Annotated in this window: 16 protein-coding genes; 7 read left to right on the top strand and 9 right to left on the bottom strand. The window is 39.9% G+C overall.

Annotation, left to right across the window (positions count from 1 at the left end; genetic code table 11):
• The first annotated feature begins 199 nt into the window (after nt 1-199).
• The 6 genes from F564_RS0104005 to F564_RS0103980 all read left to right on the top strand — a co-directional run bounded on the left by F564_RS0104005 (nt 200) and on the right by F564_RS0103980 (nt 8,389).
• Nucleotides 200-1,447, top strand: coding sequence for a TolC family protein (locus tag F564_RS0104005; RefSeq protein ID WP_028121478.1), 1,248 nt, complete (start codon nt 200-202; stop codon nt 1,445-1,447).
• Nucleotides 1,447-2,529 carry an efflux RND transporter periplasmic adaptor subunit gene (locus F564_RS0104000; RefSeq protein ID WP_028121477.1) on the top strand — a complete coding sequence of 361 codons (1,083 nt, stop codon included), beginning with the start codon at nt 1,447-1,449 and terminating at the stop codon, nt 2,527-2,529. The genes F564_RS0104005 and F564_RS0104000 overlap by 1 nt, the downstream gene beginning before the upstream one ends.
• Before the next feature lie 228 nt (nt 2,530-2,757).
• Complete coding sequence (locus F564_RS0103995; protein WP_028121476.1) at nt 2,758-5,856, top strand: efflux RND transporter permease subunit; 3,099 nt, start codon at nt 2,758-2,760, stop codon at nt 5,854-5,856.
• A gap of 493 nt (nt 5,857-6,349) precedes the next feature.
• Nucleotides 6,350-6,982: a peptide deformylase gene (locus tag F564_RS0103990; RefSeq protein WP_028121475.1), complete on the top strand. Its 633-nt coding sequence runs from the start codon at nt 6,350-6,352 to the stop codon at nt 6,980-6,982.
• Nucleotides 6,983-7,076: 94 nt separating this feature from the next.
• Complete coding sequence (locus F564_RS0103985; RefSeq protein ID WP_028121474.1) at nt 7,077-8,000, top strand: DsbA family protein; 924 nt, start codon at nt 7,077-7,079, stop codon at nt 7,998-8,000.
• A 44-nt stretch (nt 8,001-8,044) separates the two neighbouring features.
• Complete coding sequence (locus F564_RS0103980; RefSeq protein WP_028121473.1) at nt 8,045-8,389, top strand: phage holin family protein; 345 nt, start codon at nt 8,045-8,047, stop codon at nt 8,387-8,389.
• Between the two features lie 64 nt (nt 8,390-8,453).
• Here the strand turns inward: F564_RS0103980 and trpA are convergent, their stop codons facing one another.
• From trpA to F564_RS0103935, 9 genes are all read right to left on the bottom strand, one after another.
• On the bottom strand, nt 8,454-9,188 hold the full coding sequence (gene trpA / locus F564_RS0103975) for a tryptophan synthase subunit alpha (protein ID WP_028121472.1): 735 nt from the start codon (nt 9,186-9,188) through the stop codon (nt 8,454-8,456).
• Between the two features lie 69 nt (nt 9,189-9,257).
• Nucleotides 9,258-10,448 (bottom strand): tryptophan synthase subunit beta, encoded by a 1,191-nt coding sequence (gene trpB, locus F564_RS0103970; RefSeq protein WP_028121471.1) that lies wholly within the window; start codon nt 10,446-10,448, stop codon nt 9,258-9,260.
• Between the two features lie 40 nt (nt 10,449-10,488).
• Nucleotides 10,489-11,151 (bottom strand): phosphoribosylanthranilate isomerase, encoded by a 663-nt coding sequence (locus tag F564_RS0103965; RefSeq protein WP_051259557.1) that lies wholly within the window; start codon nt 11,149-11,151, stop codon nt 10,489-10,491.
• 21 nt (nt 11,152-11,172) lie between these two features.
• Nucleotides 11,173-11,952 carry an indole-3-glycerol phosphate synthase TrpC gene (gene trpC, locus F564_RS0103960; protein WP_028121469.1) on the bottom strand — a complete coding sequence of 260 codons (780 nt, stop codon included), beginning with the start codon at nt 11,950-11,952 and terminating at the stop codon, nt 11,173-11,175.
• Nucleotides 11,953-12,079: 127 nt separating this feature from the next.
• Entirely contained in the window at nt 12,080-13,066 is a 987-nt protein-coding gene (trpD, locus tag F564_RS0103955; protein WP_028121468.1) for an anthranilate phosphoribosyltransferase, read from the bottom strand.
• Between the two features lies 1 nt (nt 13,067).
• A complete protein-coding gene (locus tag F564_RS0103950; RefSeq protein ID WP_028121467.1) occupies nt 13,068-13,634 on the bottom strand; it encodes an anthranilate synthase component II in 567 nt (188 codons plus the stop codon).
• Entirely contained in the window at nt 13,631-15,049 is a 1,419-nt protein-coding gene (locus F564_RS0103945; protein WP_028121466.1) for an anthranilate synthase component I family protein, read from the bottom strand. Before F564_RS0103945 ends, F564_RS0103950 begins: the two co-directional genes overlap by 4 nt.
• Before the next feature lie 237 nt (nt 15,050-15,286).
• The gene (locus tag F564_RS0103940) at nt 15,287-16,825 is read right to left on the bottom strand and encodes a T9SS-dependent choice-of-anchor J family protein (protein ID WP_154656802.1); all 1,539 of its coding nucleotides are present in this window, start codon (nt 16,823-16,825) and stop codon (nt 15,287-15,289) included.
• Nucleotides 16,826-16,980: 155 nt separating this feature from the next.
• Complete coding sequence (locus tag F564_RS0103935) at nt 16,981-17,448, bottom strand: acyl-CoA thioesterase (protein ID WP_028121464.1); 468 nt, start codon at nt 17,446-17,448, stop codon at nt 16,981-16,983.
• Between the two features lie 463 nt (nt 17,449-17,911).
• On the opposite strand from F564_RS0103935, the gene F564_RS0103925 reads away from it, so the two are divergent.
• Nucleotides 17,912-18,274, top strand: a complete 363-nt coding sequence (locus tag F564_RS0103925; RefSeq protein ID WP_028121463.1) for an arsenate reductase family protein — start codon at nt 17,912-17,914, stop codon at nt 18,272-18,274.
• Nucleotides 18,275-18,346 lie beyond the last annotated feature (72 nt).

Genomic DNA, 18,346 nt, shown 5'->3' with positions numbered 1-18,346 from the left:
TCGGGCTGCAGCTTCGCAAATGATTCAACTTTTGTCAATCAATTCAAATCTGCAAAATTTAAGAAAGAATATTTTATAAAAGTCTTTCATCTATCCGTCTATATTCTATTCTCTAAACCACAATTAAGTTTTTTTTAAGTGCCATTTAAGTCCGTTTTAATCGAGGTAAAGCATTTTTGCAAAACCAAAACGAGATAAAATGAATAAAATAACAACGCTGGTGTTATCCGTTTCGGCATTTGTTTGTCTATCCGGACAACAGCAGATGTCTCTTCAGGATTGCGAATTAGCATTTCAAAAAAACAACCTTCAAGTTCTCGCCGCACAATATAATATCAATATGGCAGACGCCGATATTATGCAGACCAAGATCTGGGAACTTCCACAGATCAGCGGTTACGTGAATGTTTACAATCCCGAGGACAAACGCGCTTTTGATATTGGGCGAGCGAAAGGTGCAGAGATTACACAACTCATTTACCTCGGTGGCAAAAAGAAAAACGAAATACAGTTTGCCAAATCCAACAAAGAACTTTCACAACTACAATTCAATCAATTGCTGGTTGACCTCAGATCTCAACTTCGGGAAACGTATTACAACCTGATCTACGAACAGAAAAAACAGATCAGCATCGATGGCCAATTGAAATATATGAATGAGCTTCTGGCAGCTTACAAGGTCCAGACTGATAAAGGCAATATCTCACTCAAAGATTATGTGCGACTTCAAAGCATCGTCATTCAGTTGAACAATGATAAGATCGAGATCAACAATAACATTCTGGCGTTCCAGCAGACCATGAAGATCCTGACAGGCATTTCGGACAACATTCTTCCCCATATTTCCAAGCTTGAGGAGAATGATATTTTGATCTCTCAACCTTTCGGCGATCTGGAGATCCTAAAAGAAAAAGCTTTGGTCAACAACGCCGATTATCTTTATAATCTTAGATTGATAGAGAACAGCAAACTCTTCGCCCAATGGCAAAAATCATTGTCCACACCAGACCTTAATCTGGGTGTGGAGTATGATCAAAACTCGGGAACTTTCAGAAATGAGATCAATCTGAAAGTCGGCATCCCAATTCCACTTTGGAAAGTGAACAAAGGAAATGTTGAAAAAGCAAAATATGCGATCCAACAAAACGAGAAAAACTCAGAATATCAAAAACTGAATCTCGAAACGCAGGTAGAATCGGCCTATCAGACCTGGAAAAACCAATACGACCAATATGTCGAACTGAAACCTGTGGATGTTGAAAACCTCAATACAGTTTACAATGGCATTCTCAAAAACTTCCGAAGCGGAAACATCAGCCTGATGGACTTCACAGATTTTCTGGAAAGCTACAGACAAACCGTTTTGCAGATCTACGAAATGAAAAAACAGATTATGATCTCCGCAGAGCAGCTCAATCAATTAGTACAAACCAAAATCTTTTATTAATGCAAAAAATTATCATTCCCATTATCCTCGCCATCAGTTTGATATCCTGTTCTAAAAAGGAAGAAACCGTGAAGGAAGAAACGAAAGGTTTTGAATTGAGCCAAACGATGCTGAAGTCCACAACATTCGCAAAAGTGCAGAAGAAATTCATCGAGGACGAATACAGTTTCTACGGAAAAATTTCTGCTGACAAGAATACTTATATCGATATTTTCCCTTTGGTTGGCGGAAACGTTTTGAGCGTGAATGTAGAATTGGGAGATTATGTTCACAAAGGTCAGGTTCTGGCGACCATCAGAAGTACAGAACTGGCGGAAGTTCAGAAAGATGTCAGCGATGCAAAAACCGAATTGTTGGTTGCCGAAAATAATCTACGCGTGGCCAAAGAAATGTACGCCGGAAAACTGAATACCGAAAAAGATATTCTGGAAGCACAAAGTGAGGTTCAAAAAGCCAAAGACGCCTTGCACAGATCCAACGCGGTGAGCACTGTTTACAATATAAAAAAAGGAAACATCTACAGTGTTATTTCGCCAATCAACGGCTACATTGTTCATAAGGATATCAATAAAGATATGGAACTCAGAAGTGACCGAAGTGAAAATATCTTCGACGTCACAAATACCAAAAATGTCTGGGCAATAATGAACGTGAACGAGGCAGATATCGATAAAATTAATCTGGGGATGAAAGCCCATGTTTCCACATTATCTTATCCTGATAAAGTCTTTTTTGGTAAGATTGATAAAGTCTTCAAAATCATCGATCCGGATACCAATTCTATGCAGGCTAGGGTAGTCCTGAATAATTCTCAAGGCTTATTGATCCCGGAAAGTAAAGCAACTATTAGAGTTTCTTCTGCAGAAAATGAAACCGCTTTGGCCATTCCTTCCAGCGCATTGATCTTTGATGATAACCGTTATTTCGTGGTGGTTTATAAATCCCCAACCGATATTAAAGTTAAAGAAATCAAAATCCTCAAACAGAACACAGAGAACACCTACGTTGCAAGCGGCCTTGCAGAAGGTGAAACCGTGGTGACCAACAATCAATTACTGATTTACCGCTCTCTGAATAATTAAGTAGATGAAAGAAAATAGAATAAAGATAAAAGACATCCTATTGGTGTGTTTTATTGATGGATAGCTCATCAAATTCATTCAACTTTTTCATCCGATTAAAATCCGAAAGGGTTCAACATCAGTAGCCGTAGGTGAACCTATGGTTAATACAAATTGCTGCAGATTTGCTCTGTGGTCAATCTTAATATGAATAATCATAACTAAAAATTGTGATTCAAAATATAAAATATGAACAACTTCATAAACAGTATCATAGGATTTTCCCTTAAAAATAAAGCGTTCACAGTCATCTGGGTGGCGATTCTGGCGGTTGCAGGTTTCATCAGTTTCAAAAATATGCCCATCGAGGCTTTCCCGGATGTGACCAATACACAGATCGTTATTGTCACGCAATGGAATGGTAGAAGTGCAGAAGAGGTAGAACGTTTCGTCACCACACCGATAGAACTGGCAATGAGTCCCGTTCAGAAAAAGACCAGCGTCCGAAGTACCACAATGTTTGGACTTTCCATCGTCAAGATCTTGTTTGAAGATGGTGTGGACGATATTTTCGCTAGGAATATGGTCAACAACCAATTGCGAACTGTCAGTTTACCAGACGAAATTGACCCGGAAGTTCAGCCACCTTACGGACCAACTGGTGAAATCTACCGTTACACCTTAGAAAGCAAAGACCGTGATTCCAGAGACCTTTTGACACTCCAAACCTGGGTTGTAGATAGAGCCTTACGAAGTGTTCCCGGTGTTGCGGACGTGAATGTTTTCGGAGGTCAGGACAAAGTTTTTGAGTTAAGTATCGATCCCAGAAAATTAGACAAATACAACCTGACACCAGCCGAAGTTATGGACGCGGTAACCAACAGCAACCTGAATGTCGGCGGCGATGTCATCGAGAAAAGTGGGCAAGCTTATGTGGTGCGTGGAATTGGTCTGGTAAAGTCTATTGCTGATATCGAAAATATCACCGTTCACAATGACAGCGGAAATCCAATCCTCGTCAAATATGTGGCCGATGTTCACGAAGGTTCTATGCCGAGAGTAGGGCAAGCTTCTCTTAACAATGAGAATGACACAGTGGAAGGGATTGTCGTGATGAGAAAAGGCGAGAATGCGCAGGAAGTTCTGAAACTGGTGAAAGCCAAAATCGCTGAACTGAATACCAAAATTCTTCCGAAGGATGTTAAAATGAGAACCTTCTATGACCGCCAGAACCTGATGGATTTTACCACCAATACGGTCATGCATAACCTTTTGGAAGGTATCATCCTCGTAACGGTCATTGTATTGATTTTTATGGCAGATTGGCGAACGACTTTAATTGTTTCCATCATTACTCCATTGTCCTTATTGTTTGCTTTTTTCTGTCTGAAAATGGCAGGAATGAGCGCCAACTTGTTATCATTAGGTGCTGTGGATTTCGGAATCATCATTGACGGCGCCGTCGTGATGGTCGAAGGATTATTCGTCATGCTAGACCACAAAGCGAAGAAATATGGAATGGAACGCTTCAACAAAATGGCAAAAGCAGGTTGGATCAAACATACCGGAACTGGATTGGGGAAAGCGATCTTCTTTTCAAAATTAATCATCATCACGTCTCTTTTACCGATTTTCTCTTTCCAAAAAGTGGAGGGTAAAATGTTCTCGCCATTAGCATTCACTTTAGGTTTTGCTTTGTTGGGCGCTTTGATATTCACTTTGACTTTAGTTCCTGTGATGTCGCACTTGTTATTAAAGAAAAATGTGAAAGAAAGACACAATCCATTCGTAGAATTCTGGGACAAATACGTGATGAAAGGTTTGAAGTTCACCTTCCGATACAAGAAAATAAGTCTTCTGGTTTCCACGGTGGTTTTGGCAATCACTTTATTTTCAGCGACATTCCTGGGAACAGAGTTTCTCCCACAATTGAATGAAGGTTCCCTTTGGATCACCGCAGAGATGCCGATGAGTTCGTCCTTAGACAAATCTCTCGTTACAGCCAATGAACTCAAAAAAGACATTATGAGTTTCCCAGAAGTCACAGATGTTTTATCACAAACGGGAAGAAGCAATGACGGAACCGACCCGAACGGATTTGGTTTCGTACAGTTCGCCGTGAGTCTCCAACCAAAAGTAGAATGGAAACGTAAGATCACTTATGACAACTTGATTGAGCAGATTAATAAAAAACTGAAAAATCACCAAGGCATTACTTTCAACTATTCTCAACCGATTTCTGATAATGTGGCAGAAGCGGTTGCAGGTTTCAAAGCAGAAAATGGAATCAAGATCTATGGCGAAAATCTTCACACTTTGGACAGACTGGCGGACGAAGTTTTGGCTTCTATCAAAGATGTGGATGGTGTGAAAGATCCAGGCATTATCAAGAATATTGGGCAACCAGAGATCAGTGTGGTTTTGGACAGAAGCAAAATGGCGGCGTACGGCGTATTGCCAGCAGATGCGCAATCCGTTCTGGAAATGGCTTTTGGGGGAAAGACCGGTTCTGAAATGTTTGATGGCGAGCGAAAGTTCCCGATCAGATTGCGTTACGCACGGGAATACAGAAAGAATGAAACCGATATCGCTTCCTTGATGGTTCCCACCCAGGATGGTACGAAAATCCCATTGAAAGAGATCAGCACGATTGAGAAAGAAAATGGCGCGGCGTTCATCTACAGAGATGATATCAAACGTTACATCGGGGTCAAGTTCTCTATCCGTGATCGTGACCTTGGAGGAACGATTGCGGATGCTCAGAAAAAAGTAGAAAAGATCAAATTGCCGGATGGCTATTCGATTGGATGGACCGGGCAGTTTGAAAATCAGCAGAGAGCAACCAGCAGATTGACGCAGGTTGTTCCCATCAGTATTATTGGGATCTTCTTCCTGTTGTTCATTCTGTTTGGGAATATGAAAGATTCACTTTTGGTTTTGGCGAATGTTCCTTTTGCCCTGATTGGTGCTATCATCGCACTGCATTTAACGCATATGAATTTCGGAATCTCTGCCGGAGTAGGGATGATCGCTTTGATTGGGATTTGTATCCAAAACGGAGTCATCCTGATTTCCGAGTTCCATCAAAATGTGAAGAACGGCTTATCGTTGGATTCATCCATTATGGAAGGTGTGAAAGTGAGAACGAGGCCTGTTGTGATGACCGCACTTATGGCTTCGATTGGTCTTTTACCAGCGGCACTTTCCACCGGAATCGGGTCTGAGTCTCAGAAGCCTTTGGCAATCGTCATCATTGGTGGACTGATGACCGCAACAATATTAACTCTTCTTATTTTCCCGATCATCTTCTGGATCTTCAACAGACGGAAAAATGAAGTTATCAATTAAAACACAAATTCATTATACTCTAGTTAAGTTATAGTTGTTAGTTTCTTTCTCTAGTTGGCGTTCTCGCGGATCATTTCGGGGGAACGTTTTTTTTAATAATTAACATCAAATTGAAAATCAAACTGAATGTTTTGCAAAATCAGCAAGACCTTTTGATCAATTCATCAAGTTGATTTTCTTAATTCATCAAGATGACTTGATAAATTCGTCTTGATGCATTTAATGACCGCTTCAAACACGCTATCCATCGCACTTGGCGAAGGGCGTTTTTTAGCTTTAAAAGATCTTTAAAATTATTGGAAAAACGGGAATTAAAATCTGAAAATTTCAACTTTGCGAAGCGCACCCCGGGCTGAGTGGAGCTCTTTTTCTGGCATTGCGGGTGTACGACAATTCAATATGTTGCTTCTCATCGTTCGCAATGACAGAAAAAAGCGGGAACGGAGCACGGATCAGGTGCCCAAAATATTTATCTTTGAAATAAAAATAGACGATGCGGAATTTTACGGTTTTAATAGTAGTGTTTTTGGGAAGCTTTGCTTTTTCTCAGAAATTCTCAAAAGAAGAAAAAAAATTGATCCTTGCCGGAGATCCAAAAACGGCCTTGGCGATCTATCAAACCGATAAAGAGGAACAGCACAAAGTACTGCTGAAACAGTCCGAAGAGATCTCACCGAAGGATAAAAACTTACCAATCTTAATCGAGAGGATGAGGTTAGCTTTGGCTGCAACAGGCGGTGGCGTCGGGATTGCGGCGCCTCAGGTTGGGATCAATAGGAGAGTGGTGCTGGTGCAAAGGTTTGACAAGGAAGGTGCGCCGGTAGAATATTTTATCAATCCGAAGATCACCTGGTGGTCGGAACTACTGAACAAAGGTCCGGAAGGAGACCTGTCGATAGACACTTTTCGCGGCGATTTCTACAGAAGCTACAGCATCCGGCTGCAATATGATGACCTCGACAATAAGAAGCACGACGAAATGGTGGAAGGTTTCACGGCTGTCATCTTCCAGCACGAGATTGATCACTTATTCGGGGTTTTGATATCGGATAAATTGGAAAAAGAAAGAAATGAATCTTACAAGACGTTGCAGTTTTATAAGAAAAGCAACGCTGTGACAAGGTAATTCCTGAGAAATGAATGCTAAACAACTCATATTATTAAGCCTCAGTCTATGGTCTTTCTCCTTGGACGGACAAATAAATAAAAATAAAAAAACGATGAACGAATCTACAACACACAACAATCCATTGCTTTGCGACGCAGAAACTGGCGTTTGCGGCGTTCCAGAAGTTGGGAAGAACAGCTCTGTTAAAATCGATAACAAACAAAAATCCATCAAGGTCATCTATTTCACAGACCCGATCTGCTCCTCCTGTTGGGGAATAGAACCGCAGTTGAGAAAAATGAAGTTGGAGTATGGCCAGGAAATAGAGCTGGAATATCATATGGGAGGCTTGCTGCCAGACTGGAATTACAACACCGGCGGGATCAGTCAGCCATCGGATGTTGCGCACCATTGGGACGAGGTGAGTGGTTATTACGATATGCCTATTGACGGTGATGTGTGGTTAGAAGATCCGTTAGATTCCTCCTATCCGCCGTCCATAGCTTTCAAAGCAGCGCAGTTACAGAGCGATGATAAGGCGATTCTCTTTATGAGAGAACTAAGAGAATTGGTCTTCTTGAAAAAGAAAAACATCGCCAAATGGGAAAACATTGCTTTGGCAGCAGAGAAAGTTGAACTAGATGTTGATCAATTAAAATCGGATTACGATGGCAGAGCAAAAACCCTTTTCGAAGACGATCTGAAGCTCGCCAGACAACTGAGTGTGAGAGGATTTCCTACTTTGTTTTTCGTGGATTTCAACGGTGAATCTCAAACGGTTTATGGAACAAAACCATATACCTTCTATGAAACGGCGATCCTAACCGCCCAGCCAAAAGCGACAAAGAGTGGATACGCAAAAGATTGGGAATCCTTGTTCAAAAAGTACAGTTCTCTCACTGCAAAAGAGTTCAGCGAGCTATCTGGGAATAACAGGAAAGAAAGCGAAAAGATTCTGGACGAACTCGCCTCCACAGGAAAACTGGAAAAACTGACAACCAAAAATGGCGCTATCTGGACAGCGAAACCTAATTAGGTCTGGTTTTTGAATGAGAAAATAAATCATTAAAATTATCAACTATGAACTTCATTATCCGTTTGCTGATTACCGCAATATCAGCCTTTATCCTTAGCAAAATCCTTTCGGGCGTGCAATTCGATGGCTTTATGTCGGCGGTTATTTTCGCCATTGTTTTGGGAATACTCAATCTGATTGTAAAGCCAATCCTCTCGATCTTATCATTGCCCATTACGATTTTAACTTTAGGCCTATTTTCCTTTGTGATCAATGCGTTGATCATTTTGTTGGCCGACTATCTGATGGACAGTATGCAGGTGGCAGACTTCTGGTGGGCACTTCTGTTCAGTATTTTACTGTCTTTGGTCACGTCGGCTTTCTCAACCATATTCGAAAGCGACAATTAAAAATAGAAAAAGAGTTTCAGCCATTGAAACTCTTTTTTCTTTCGTATAACTGGGATAATCTCCGTTAGTTTTTCACACCTTCGATAAACGCTTTCCCTTTCGATTCCCAATCTTCCTTTTCCAGTAAGATATTGACGAAAGCCGTTCCAATGATGCCGCCTTGCGCTTTCTCTGTCACATTTTCAAAATCCGCTTTATCCTTGATCCCGAATCCAATGAAAACTGGATTTGTCAGGTTTAAGGAAGCCAATCTGTTCAGATAATTTTCATTCTTCAAAACAGCATTTGCATTTCCTGTGGTGGACGATGAGCTTACGGCGTAAAGAAATCCTGAACTCAATGAATCCAAATACCTGATGCGTTCTTCAGATGTTTCCGGCGTTACCAGAAAAGTGAAATTAAGATGATATCTCTTTAAGATCTCACCATATCTGGTTTCAAACGCAATGGGTGGAAGATCCGGAATGATCAATCCCGAAACGCCCACTTCCGCACATTTCTGGCAAAAATTCTCAAACCCAAATTGCAAAACTGGATTCAGATAACCCATCAAAATCTTCGGTATCGTCACAGAATCCTTGATGTCTCCTAGTTGTTCGAATAGTTTTTTGATGCTCATTCCGTTTTTCAAAGCCAAAGAATGTGCGTCCTGGATCACTGGTCCATCCGCAACCGGATCAGAGTACGGAATCCCGATCTCCATCATATCTGCCCCAGAATTTTGGATCAGTTTGGCAATTTTTCCTGTATCTTCCAACTCCGGCACTCCGGCTGTGAAGTATATGTTTAGTTTTTTCATAGGCTTGTAAAAAGTATAATGTACAAAGTACGATGTATTTTAAATGGATGATAGAGCGCTGTTTTTTAACTACGACATGGTACTTTGTACTCGGACATACGTTTCCATATCTTTATCACCACGACCGCTAAGACAGATCACAACCACATCCTCTTTTTTGAATTTCTTTTTTTCCAAAACTGCCAACGCGTGCGCCGTTTCCAAAGCCGGAATAATGCCTTCGATCTTGGTGAGTTCAAAAGCAGACTTCAAAGCTTCATCATCATTAATACTGAAGAATTCTGCTCTGTTTTCTCTGAATAGATTGGCGTGCATAGGTCCAATTCCCGGATAATCCAAACCTGCGGAAATAGAATGCGGCTCTATCACCTGGCCATCTTCCGTCTGCATCACAAGGCTTTGGCTGCCGTGCAGAATTCCCAAAGTTCCGAGAAAAGTGGTCGCCGCAGACTTCCCGGAATGGACACCGAAACCGCCCGCTTCTGCCGCAATAATCTTCACATCCGGCTCATTCACATAATGGTAAAAAGTGCCTGCTGCATTGCTGCCACCGCCAACGCAGGCAATGAGATAATCCGGGTTTTCTCGGCCGATTTTTTCTTTCAGCTGTTCCTTTATTTCTTTTGAGATCACACTTTGGAATCTAGCCACCAAATCGGGAAACGGATGCGGACCAACCACACTTCCAATGATGTAATGTGTCGATTCTGGATTGTTGATCCAATCTCTCAAAGCTTCATTGACGGCATCTTTCAGGGTTTTGGAACCCGACGTTGCTGGGATCACGGTGGCACCAAGCATCTTCATTCGGGCAACATTTGGAGACTGTCTGGCAATGTCTACTTCGCCCATATACACGATGCACTCCAAGCCTAACAACGCACAGGCAGTCGCAGTTGCAACGCCATGTTGTCCGGCGCCGGTTTCTGCAATGATCCTGTGTTTCCCCAATTTTTTTGCTAGCAAAGCTTGTCCCAGGGCGTTGTTGATTTTGTGAGCACCTGTATGATTAAGGTCTTCACGTTTAAGATAGATCTGCGTTTGGTATTTTTCGCTCAGATTCTTTGCAAAATAGAGTGGGGTTGCGCGTCCAACATAGTTTTTAAGCAAATCCTGAAACTCGGCCTGGAACTCCTCGGATTCGATAATTTGGATGTATTTTTCCTGTAATTCGGCAACGTTTGGGTAAAGCATTTCTGGTACAAAAGCACCTCCGAAATCGCCGTAATAGCCGTTTTTATCTGGGTTTTGAAAATTCATAGCTGTAAATTGATGTTTGAGACTCCATAGGAATCTAAGTTTAGATTAATCTCTTTAATTCTTTTATTTTTTCTATATCTTTATTGCCCGGTCCAATCTCAAATTTTGAATTGATGTCGAGAGCAATAGGTTGCTGGTTGATAGTGGTCAGCTGATGGATGTTTTCTAATGAAATTCCGCCGCTTAAAATATAGGGAAGACTTATCTCTATCTTATTGAGGATATCCCAGTCGAAGGTTTTTCCTGTGCCACCAAAAGCTTTTGAGTCTGTGTCGAAGAGCAGATAGTTGATGCTTTTCGTTTGCTCGCTAACGGTTTTCTGGAGTACTTCTGCAGTCTGATTTCCTATTCTGATGACGTTTATAATTCCAATTTCTGGGTTCATTTTTTTTCTTAATTCTGAAATGAAATGGTCGTCTTCATCGCCGTGAAGTTGGATGAAATTTAATTTTGCCTTTTCAGCAATTTCTAAAATGTTGTCCAAATCTTCATTCACAAAAACGCCAACTTTTCTCTGATGGTCGATCTCCGAAATCTGTACCAAACTTAAAGACTCGAGAACAAATCTTGGTGATTTTTCGTAAAATATAAATCCTAAGAAATCAACTTTCAGCTCAATTACTTCCTGAATTTGCTTGATTTTGGTCAATCCGCAAACTTTAAGTTGCAATTGGTTTTTGGCTTCTGGCTTTTGGCTTTCCATGATTGGTCAACTATTATACTTTTAAATTGCTACATTAGAAACAAATTCTCCAAATTTCTTTCCGGGATCTTCATTTTTCATAAAATATTCGCCCATCAGGAAACCGTTAAAACCTTTTTCTTTCAGAAATCTGTAATCTTTTTCATGATAAATGCCGCTTTCTGCAATGGACAAAATATCTTTTGGAAGTTGGTTTTTCAGATTGACAGAATGTTGCAGATTCACCTTGAAATCTTTCAAATTTCTGTTGTTGATGCCTACAAAATCAATTTTTGAATTGATATGTTTCAGTTCTTCTTCGGAATGTATTTCCAATAAAACTTCAAGGTTTAAAGAATGTGCCAATTCCGTAAACTCCGAAACCTGAGTTGGCGAAAGACAGGATGCGATCAGCAAAATGACATCTGCGCCGATTGATTTGGCTTCGTAGAATTGGTAGTCATCGATCATAAAATCTTTTCTCAGAATCGGAATATTAATATGATTTCTGACACTCAAAATATCTTCAAAACTTCCGCCGAAAAAATCTTGATCTGTTAAAACAGATACGGCGCTTGCTCCATATTGTTCATATTGAGAAACCACATCCAAAGGCGCAACTCTGTCGTTGATAATGCCTTTGCTTGGTGATTGTCTTTTGAATTCTGTGATGATCCCTGATTGTGATTTCAGGGTTTCTTTTAATGAAAAAGTGGGTCTTGCGAAAAACGCCGAATCTTTCAGCTGGTCCATAGAAATCTTAGATTTTGAATCTGCAATTTCCTGTTTTTTTCTTTCTATGATTTTATCTAGTATGGTCATTTTGTAAGGTACTTTTCAATTGATGGCGAAACTGCGACCCGGCTTGAGTGGAGCTCTTTTTTTAGCCTAGGGAAAGCTTCGGAAAAAAAAGCGGGAACGGAAGACGGAATTTGTCGCCATCATCATTCTAATTCATAATATTTTTCAAACTTTGCAAGGCTTTTCCGTTTTCCAAACTGTCTTTTGCCAAGGCCAGACAATCGTCATAACTTCCGAATTTTCCAGTATTAAGAAGTGCAATTGCAGCGTTTGCGAGAACAACAGAATTCTGCGCGTTGGTTCCTTTTCCTTCTAGAATTTGGGTAAACATCTTGGCGGCTTCTTCTTTGGTGTCACCTCCAAAAATGCTTTCCGGATCTATGTTCTTAAATTTCAAATCTTCTGCTGAATATATTTTTTCTCCATTTTTATCGAAGATTTTGCTGTCACCAGTCAAAGAAATCTCATCATAACCATCCAAAGCGTGGACGAGCATAAAGTCGCTTTTCTGCTGCTGCAAAAGGTATTGGTACACTCTGGCAATCTCAAGATTCGCCACGCCAATCATAGAATATTTGGGTTTCGCCGGGTTTACCAATGGTCCCAGAATGTTGAAAAATGTTTTCAGTCCCAATTGCTTTCTTAAAGGTGCTACAGATTTCAAAGCTGGATGGAAGAGTGGTGCGTGAATGAAACAGATGTTTCCTTTCTCCAAGTCGGCTTTCAAATCTTCAGAATTATCTTTGAATTGATAGCCCAACTCCTCCAAAACATTAGATGAACCGGAAATTGAAGAAGCTCCGTAATTACCTTGTTTGGCCACTTTTTGTCCTGTTCCTGCCACGATAAAACTTGCCAAAGTTGAAATATTAAAGGTGTTTTTGCCGTCGCCACCAGTGCCTACGATGTCTACCAAATCATTCGTTCCTAAGTCGATAGGTTTTGCCAACTGAAGTAAAGCTTCACGAAAACCTGTCAGTTCTTCTAGTGTAATGCTTCTCATCAGGAAAACCGTGATGAAGGAAATCACTTCACTCTCATTGAATTTATTTTGGGAAATCTCTGTCAGGATAGATTTGGCTTCGGCTCTTGTCAAAGTCTGATGGTTGAAGAGATATTGTAATATTTGTTTCATTTTAATTCAATAAAAAATTTTCTAAGATCTTTTTTCCATCAGGTGTCAAAATACTTTCAGGATGGTATTGTACAGCGTGAACATCGTACGTTTTGTGTTTCAGACTCATAATCATTCCGTTTTTGTCAATACTGGTGATTTCCAATTCTTCAGGGAAATCGTCTATGTTAACGGCCCAGGAATGGTATCTTCCCACTTCCAGAGTTTGTGGCAGATCTTTAAAGATGTGATGTTCTTTCACTTGATTGGCTTCTGTGGCAATACCGTGATAAATTTCTGAAAGATTGATCAGACTTCCGCCAAAAGCTTCCGCAATCGCCTGTTGTCCCAGACAAACTCCGAAAATAGATTTCGTTGGTGCGTACTTTTTGATTAACTCTAACAGAATTCCTGCTTCTTCCGGGATTCCTGGCCCTGGAGACAGGATGATTTTGTCGTATTTTTGGATATCTTCCAAAGCAATTTGATCATTGCGGAAAACATCTACTTCCTCACCCATAATTTGTTCTATGATTTGAACCAAATTGTAAGTGAAACTGTCGTAATTGTCAAACACTAATATTTTCATAATTTCTCCGCTTTTAAAACCGCTTTCTTCAAAGCGCCCAATTTATTATTCACTTCCTGTAGTTCACTTTCTGCAACGGATTTGGCGGTGATTCCGGCTCCGGCCTGATAAAATAAAGTATTGTTTTTACTCAAGAAAGTCCGGATCATAATGGCCTGATTACAACTTCCGTCAAAGCCGACAAAACCAATACAACCGGCGTAATAACTTCTGGAAGTTTTCTCGTGTTCATCAATCAGTTGCATTGCTCTGTATTTTGGTGCGCCGCTTAATGTTCCCTGCGGAAAAGTAGTGGCGATCATTTCGTAAGGGTTTTGACCTTCTTTTACATCGGCAACCACTTCGGAAACCATATGGATGACGTGGGAAAAGAAATGAATTTCCTTCAATTTAGAAACCGTTGTATTTTTCCCGTGGATACTCAGGTCATTTCTTGCAAGATCAACAAGCATCGTGTGTTCGGCGTTTTCCTTTGGGTCTTTTTTGAGTTCTTCTGCAGATTCCAGATCTTTTTCTATGTTTCCGGTTCGTTTAAAAGTGCCTGCAATTGGATGAATAATGGCTTTTCCGTTTTTGATGATCAGCTGACTTTCTGGGCTGGATCCCATTAATTTATAATCGCCATAATCAAAGAAGAATAGATAAGGAGACGGATTGATATTCCGTAAAGCACGGTAAACATTGAACTCATCACCCTGGAACTTTTGCTCAAAACGTCTGCTCAGCACCAATTGGAACACATCGCCCCGGAAACAATGTTTCTTTGCGAATTCTACAGATTCCAGAAATTCTTCATCTTTTAAATTTGAACTCTCTTCTGCGGTGATTTCGAATGGAAAAACGGGTGCATTTTTCTGATTGATAAAATGTTCTATGGTAGAAAGTTCAGACTTCAAACCATCGATTTTGTTTTCGATCAGGAACATTTCGTCGTTGTGGTGGTTGATTGCGATCACATATTGATACAATCGGTAACGCATCAGCGGGATTTTGTTTTCCTCAGAAAGTTCTTTGAATTGTATATTTTCAAAGAAAGGGATGGCGTCATAACTGGTGTATCCAAAAAATCCCTGCGCATTTTTCCCAATCTCAAGGTTTGGTTTTTCACATTGGAAAGTATCAGAAAACTCCTGAAGAAGATCAGACAATGTTTCGTTTTCTAATTTTATTTTCTGTGGATTTTCCAGAGGAAATTTGAATTCAGCTTCGTGATAATCTCTGATCTCGATTCCTGCAATGGCATTGACGCAGATGAACGAGAACGAGTTCTCCGAATTTTGATTTCCTGCATTTTCCAGAAGAATGGTGTCCCGAAACTTGTCGCGAAGTCGCAGGTAAATGCCGATTGGCGTGAAAAGGTCTGCCAATTGGGATTTTACGGTAGTTTTTACTTTTATGGTTTTACTGAATTTCATCAGATTTAATTTTAAATTTTAGATAAAAAAAAGACTTCAACAAAAAATGCCGAAGTCTTATTATGATTGCGTTATAGTTAGTTCAGAATTTAGAACACCGATAAGCCTTTCAGACCCGACAAAGAGTTAGAAAGCCACCACCAGTTATTTTTGTTCATAATTTTCATTGCGACAAATTTAGAAATGATTTTTAATTCTGCAACTATTTTTTTGAAAAATTTTCGAACTAAATTCAAATTATTTTATAATCTTCTGAGAAGTAACTGATTTGTTGGTCTCAATCTTCATCAGATAAGATCCTTTCGGGTAATTTCTAAAGTCCACTTTATCAGTATTGCCGATTATTGTTTTCAGTAGTTTTCCATCCACAGCGTATATTTGTATTGATTTTACAATATCATCCGTTTTAATGTTTAATTGATCAACCACTGGATTTGGATACATTTTGATATTGGTTTTAACTAGATCATTGACGGCTAAGGTATTTTTTGTCAATGACACATTGTCAACTCTTAATGAAGTCGTTACAGTAACAGGGGCTGTGGTATTACCAAATCCAAAATAGTACACATTATCCGAAGTTGCTTTGTAGGTTTTTGTGAATGCTGTGTAAGCATTGCTAGAAATGGCATCTGTGCTCAAGGTTTCTATCATACTGTTTTTGTCCTGACTGCTAGCAACTGCCAACTTGAGCGTTGCCGGACTTGCAGTGGCACTGCCAATCGCGGCATAATAGGTCACGGTCACTGATTCATCTTTTTTCAGATACACAGGATAAGAGAAGATCCAGTCATTTTTTGTTGTAGTCGCACTGGTGTTATTGAAAACATATCCAGTTCCGTTTTGAGCAGCTGTTTCGCTTTCGCCATTCAGCCAGGTTGTGGAAGCCCAACCATCAGAATCGTATTCCCCAAAGTTTTCTAATGTTTTCTCGAAATTATAAGAATACGGTAATTCTGAAGGGGTCCAAACCGATTTTGGTCCAGCCCAGCCAGATCCACAATCCGCATTTTTCAGGAAAAACTGGTATCTTTTTCCTGATTGCAGGTTATTGAAACTATTGGTTGTTGAAGCCGTTGTTCCTTTTGAAGAAACAGCCGTGTCAAAATTCGTGAGTCCTGTATCGTAACTGGCAATTCCTGACGTTGCAGACCAATTGATAGTGACGGAGTTCGGTTTCAAATTAGAAACGGAAAATCCGTCCAAAGAAGGCATCACACAATTGGCAGACTGACTGATGTAAAGGTCATCCAATGCCAGATAAGTGCCGTTATTGGTATTATTAACGAAAGCCAAATAGATTGTTTTGCCTTTGTAAGCAGAAAGATCCAGCGTGTGGCTTCCAAAATCAAAAGCCTGCTCGGCATCAATCTGAGCTAGAGTAGTGGTGAACGATTCTGCATTATTACTGGTCTCAGAAACTTTGACAGCATAAGAATCTGTAAAATCAAAATCGTAAGATTTTCCTTTCCAGTTAAGTGTAGGCGTTCCCTCCTGCGGAATAGTAATCGCGGGCGTGATCAGCCAATCGTTGGATTGGCCTTCGGGATCGTAGTAAGACGTACTGAAAGCGATCTTATTATCATAACCATCATAAAACTGGATCCAGGCTTCTGTATTGAAATCCTGAACTTCTGCATAGAAAGGAACTGTGTTTCCGTCTGCATTGATGGTTTTAAATTGTGATAAAGGCGTTCCGTTGTTGTTCTCGAAACCGGCATTGAAAACTTGTGCATTGATATTAGCCACTAATGATAAGGCTAATAAACTGATCATTTTTTTATTCAATTTGAATACATTTTTAAATTCGGGAACAAATGTAAAAATTGTTATTCGTATTGATCGCGCATTATCTGATAAATTTTATTCAATTGAAAAGCGGTACGTAAGTTTGGAATGTAAAAATATCAGGTTTTTCTTGCAGAATACATTTATAGAAAAGGTTTCATTTCGTCCTCTATATCCCGGCGGAGATTCATCAGTTTGATGGCGTATTGCTCCATTTGTATTTCCTGTTCTGTGCTGGGTGTCCATTTTGGAACCTGCACAGATTTGCCCTTTTCGTCTACGGCTACAAAAACGATGATGCAGTGCGTTTTCTTTTCAAAGATTTTTTCCTTGATATTTCTGGAATAGACATCAATTGCGATGTGCATGCTGGAACTGCCAGTATAGATCACGTGGGATTCTAACTTGACGATTTCACCAATTTTAATTGGTTGATAAAAACGAATTCCGCCCACATAGACTGTGACACAATAGGTGGATGACCAATTGCTTGCGCAGGCGTAACCCACCTGATCTATCCATTTCATCACACTTCCGCCGTGCACATTACCACCGAAATTGACATCTGTAGGTTCTGAAATAAACTGAAAAGTAATTGGTTTGTTGTCCATTTTTTGAAAATTAAATTCAAATGTAATGTTTTTTAAGTTGATTTTTGAACTTTGTATTTGCAGTTATTCTAATTGATTTTTGTTTGCCCCAGCCCTCAAGGGAGCAAAAATAAATTAGAACGTAAAGCAAAATTACTTCCTTTAGGGTCGCGGAAAATAATTTTGATTAGAAATGGAAACCTTCAATGTTGATGACTAAACGCGATTTGAAGACGAATCCGCAGCCCGGCCTGAACGGAGCTCTTTTTGTTGTTGCGAGGGCAGGATATCAACTGATGGCCAAACGTCCTTCGCAACAACAAAAAAGCGGGAGTGGAGGACGGATCAAGCTGCCATCATAATACTTAATGAAAGTTAAATTTTCATAGCTAATATGCAGAAGATGAGACCGTGCGGCTGGCTGTAACATAACAAAACTCAATGAGATAGCTCCCATGTGAAAAAAAATCCGTATTTTCGCCAAATGAAAAAAGTATTTTATCTTAAAACTTGCGACACCTGTAGAAAAATATTAGGACAATATGACACTAGAGATTGGGAAATGCGCGAAATCAAAATCAACCCCATCACTGAGGAAGAAATTGAGGATATGTACAAATTGGCTGGTTCTTATGAAGCACTTTTCAATAAGAAATCAAATCAGATAAAACTGCAGGAGCTTGATCCTAAGACCCTTCAGGAGAAAGATTATAAAGAATTGCTATTGGATCACTACACGTTTTTGAAACGTCCGGTTTTCCTGACAGAAGAAGAAATCTTCGTTGGTAGCGACAAAATAAATCTTGGTAAATTAAAAGATTATTTCCTTTCTAAGAAAGAAAATTAAGCAATAAAATTTGTACAGTAAAGCAATCCGGAGCGATAATCGTTTCGGATTTTTTTTTGCTTGATTAACTTT

It is taken from the genome of Epilithonimonas tenax DSM 16811 (assembly GCF_000428485.1).
In the GTDB taxonomy this organism is placed as follows: domain Bacteria; phylum Bacteroidota; class Bacteroidia; order Flavobacteriales; family Weeksellaceae; genus Epilithonimonas; species Epilithonimonas tenax.
This window is presented reverse-complemented; position numbering and strand designations above follow the sequence as displayed.

What these genes read in the sequence shown, in the direction of transcription:
- F564_RS0104005 (WP_028121478.1), top strand. Translation starts at nt 200, where the DNA reads ATGAATAAAATAACAACGCTGGTGTTATCCGTTTCGGCATTTGTTTGT.
- F564_RS0104000 (WP_028121477.1), top strand. Translation starts at nt 1,447, where the DNA reads ATGCAAAAAATTATCATTCCCATTATCCTCGCCATCAGTTTGATATCC.
- F564_RS0103995 (WP_028121476.1), top strand. Translation starts at nt 2,758, where the DNA reads ATGAACAACTTCATAAACAGTATCATAGGATTTTCCCTTAAAAATAAA.
- F564_RS0103990 (WP_028121475.1), top strand. Translation starts at nt 6,350, where the DNA reads ATGCGGAATTTTACGGTTTTAATAGTAGTGTTTTTGGGAAGCTTTGCT.
- F564_RS0103985 (WP_028121474.1), top strand. Translation starts at nt 7,077, where the DNA reads ATGAACGAATCTACAACACACAACAATCCATTGCTTTGCGACGCAGAA.
- F564_RS0103980 (WP_028121473.1), top strand. Translation starts at nt 8,045, where the DNA reads ATGAACTTCATTATCCGTTTGCTGATTACCGCAATATCAGCCTTTATC.
- trpA (WP_028121472.1), bottom strand. Translation starts at nt 9,188, where the DNA reads ATGAAAAAACTAAACATATACTTCACAGCCGGAGTGCCGGAGTTGGAA.
- trpB (WP_028121471.1), bottom strand. Translation starts at nt 10,448, where the DNA reads ATGAATTTTCAAAACCCAGATAAAAACGGCTATTACGGCGATTTCGGA.
- F564_RS0103965 (WP_051259557.1), bottom strand. Translation starts at nt 11,151, where the DNA reads ATGGAAAGCCAAAAGCCAGAAGCCAAAAACCAATTGCAACTTAAAGTT.
- trpC (WP_028121469.1), bottom strand. Translation starts at nt 11,952, where the DNA reads ATGACCATACTAGATAAAATCATAGAAAGAAAAAAACAGGAAATTGCA.
- trpD (WP_028121468.1), bottom strand. Translation starts at nt 13,066, where the DNA reads ATGAAACAAATATTACAATATCTCTTCAACCATCAGACTTTGACAAGA.
- F564_RS0103950 (WP_028121467.1), bottom strand. Translation starts at nt 13,634, where the DNA reads ATGAAAATATTAGTGTTTGACAATTACGACAGTTTCACTTACAATTTG.
- F564_RS0103945 (WP_028121466.1), bottom strand. Translation starts at nt 15,049, where the DNA reads ATGAAATTCAGTAAAACCATAAAAGTAAAAACTACCGTAAAATCCCAA.
- F564_RS0103940 (WP_154656802.1), bottom strand. Translation starts at nt 16,825, where the DNA reads ATGATCAGTTTATTAGCCTTATCATTAGTGGCTAATATCAATGCACAA.
- F564_RS0103935 (WP_028121464.1), bottom strand. Translation starts at nt 17,448, where the DNA reads ATGGACAACAAACCAATTACTTTTCAGTTTATTTCAGAACCTACAGAT.
- F564_RS0103925 (WP_028121463.1), top strand. Translation starts at nt 17,912, where the DNA reads ATGAAAAAAGTATTTTATCTTAAAACTTGCGACACCTGTAGAAAAATA.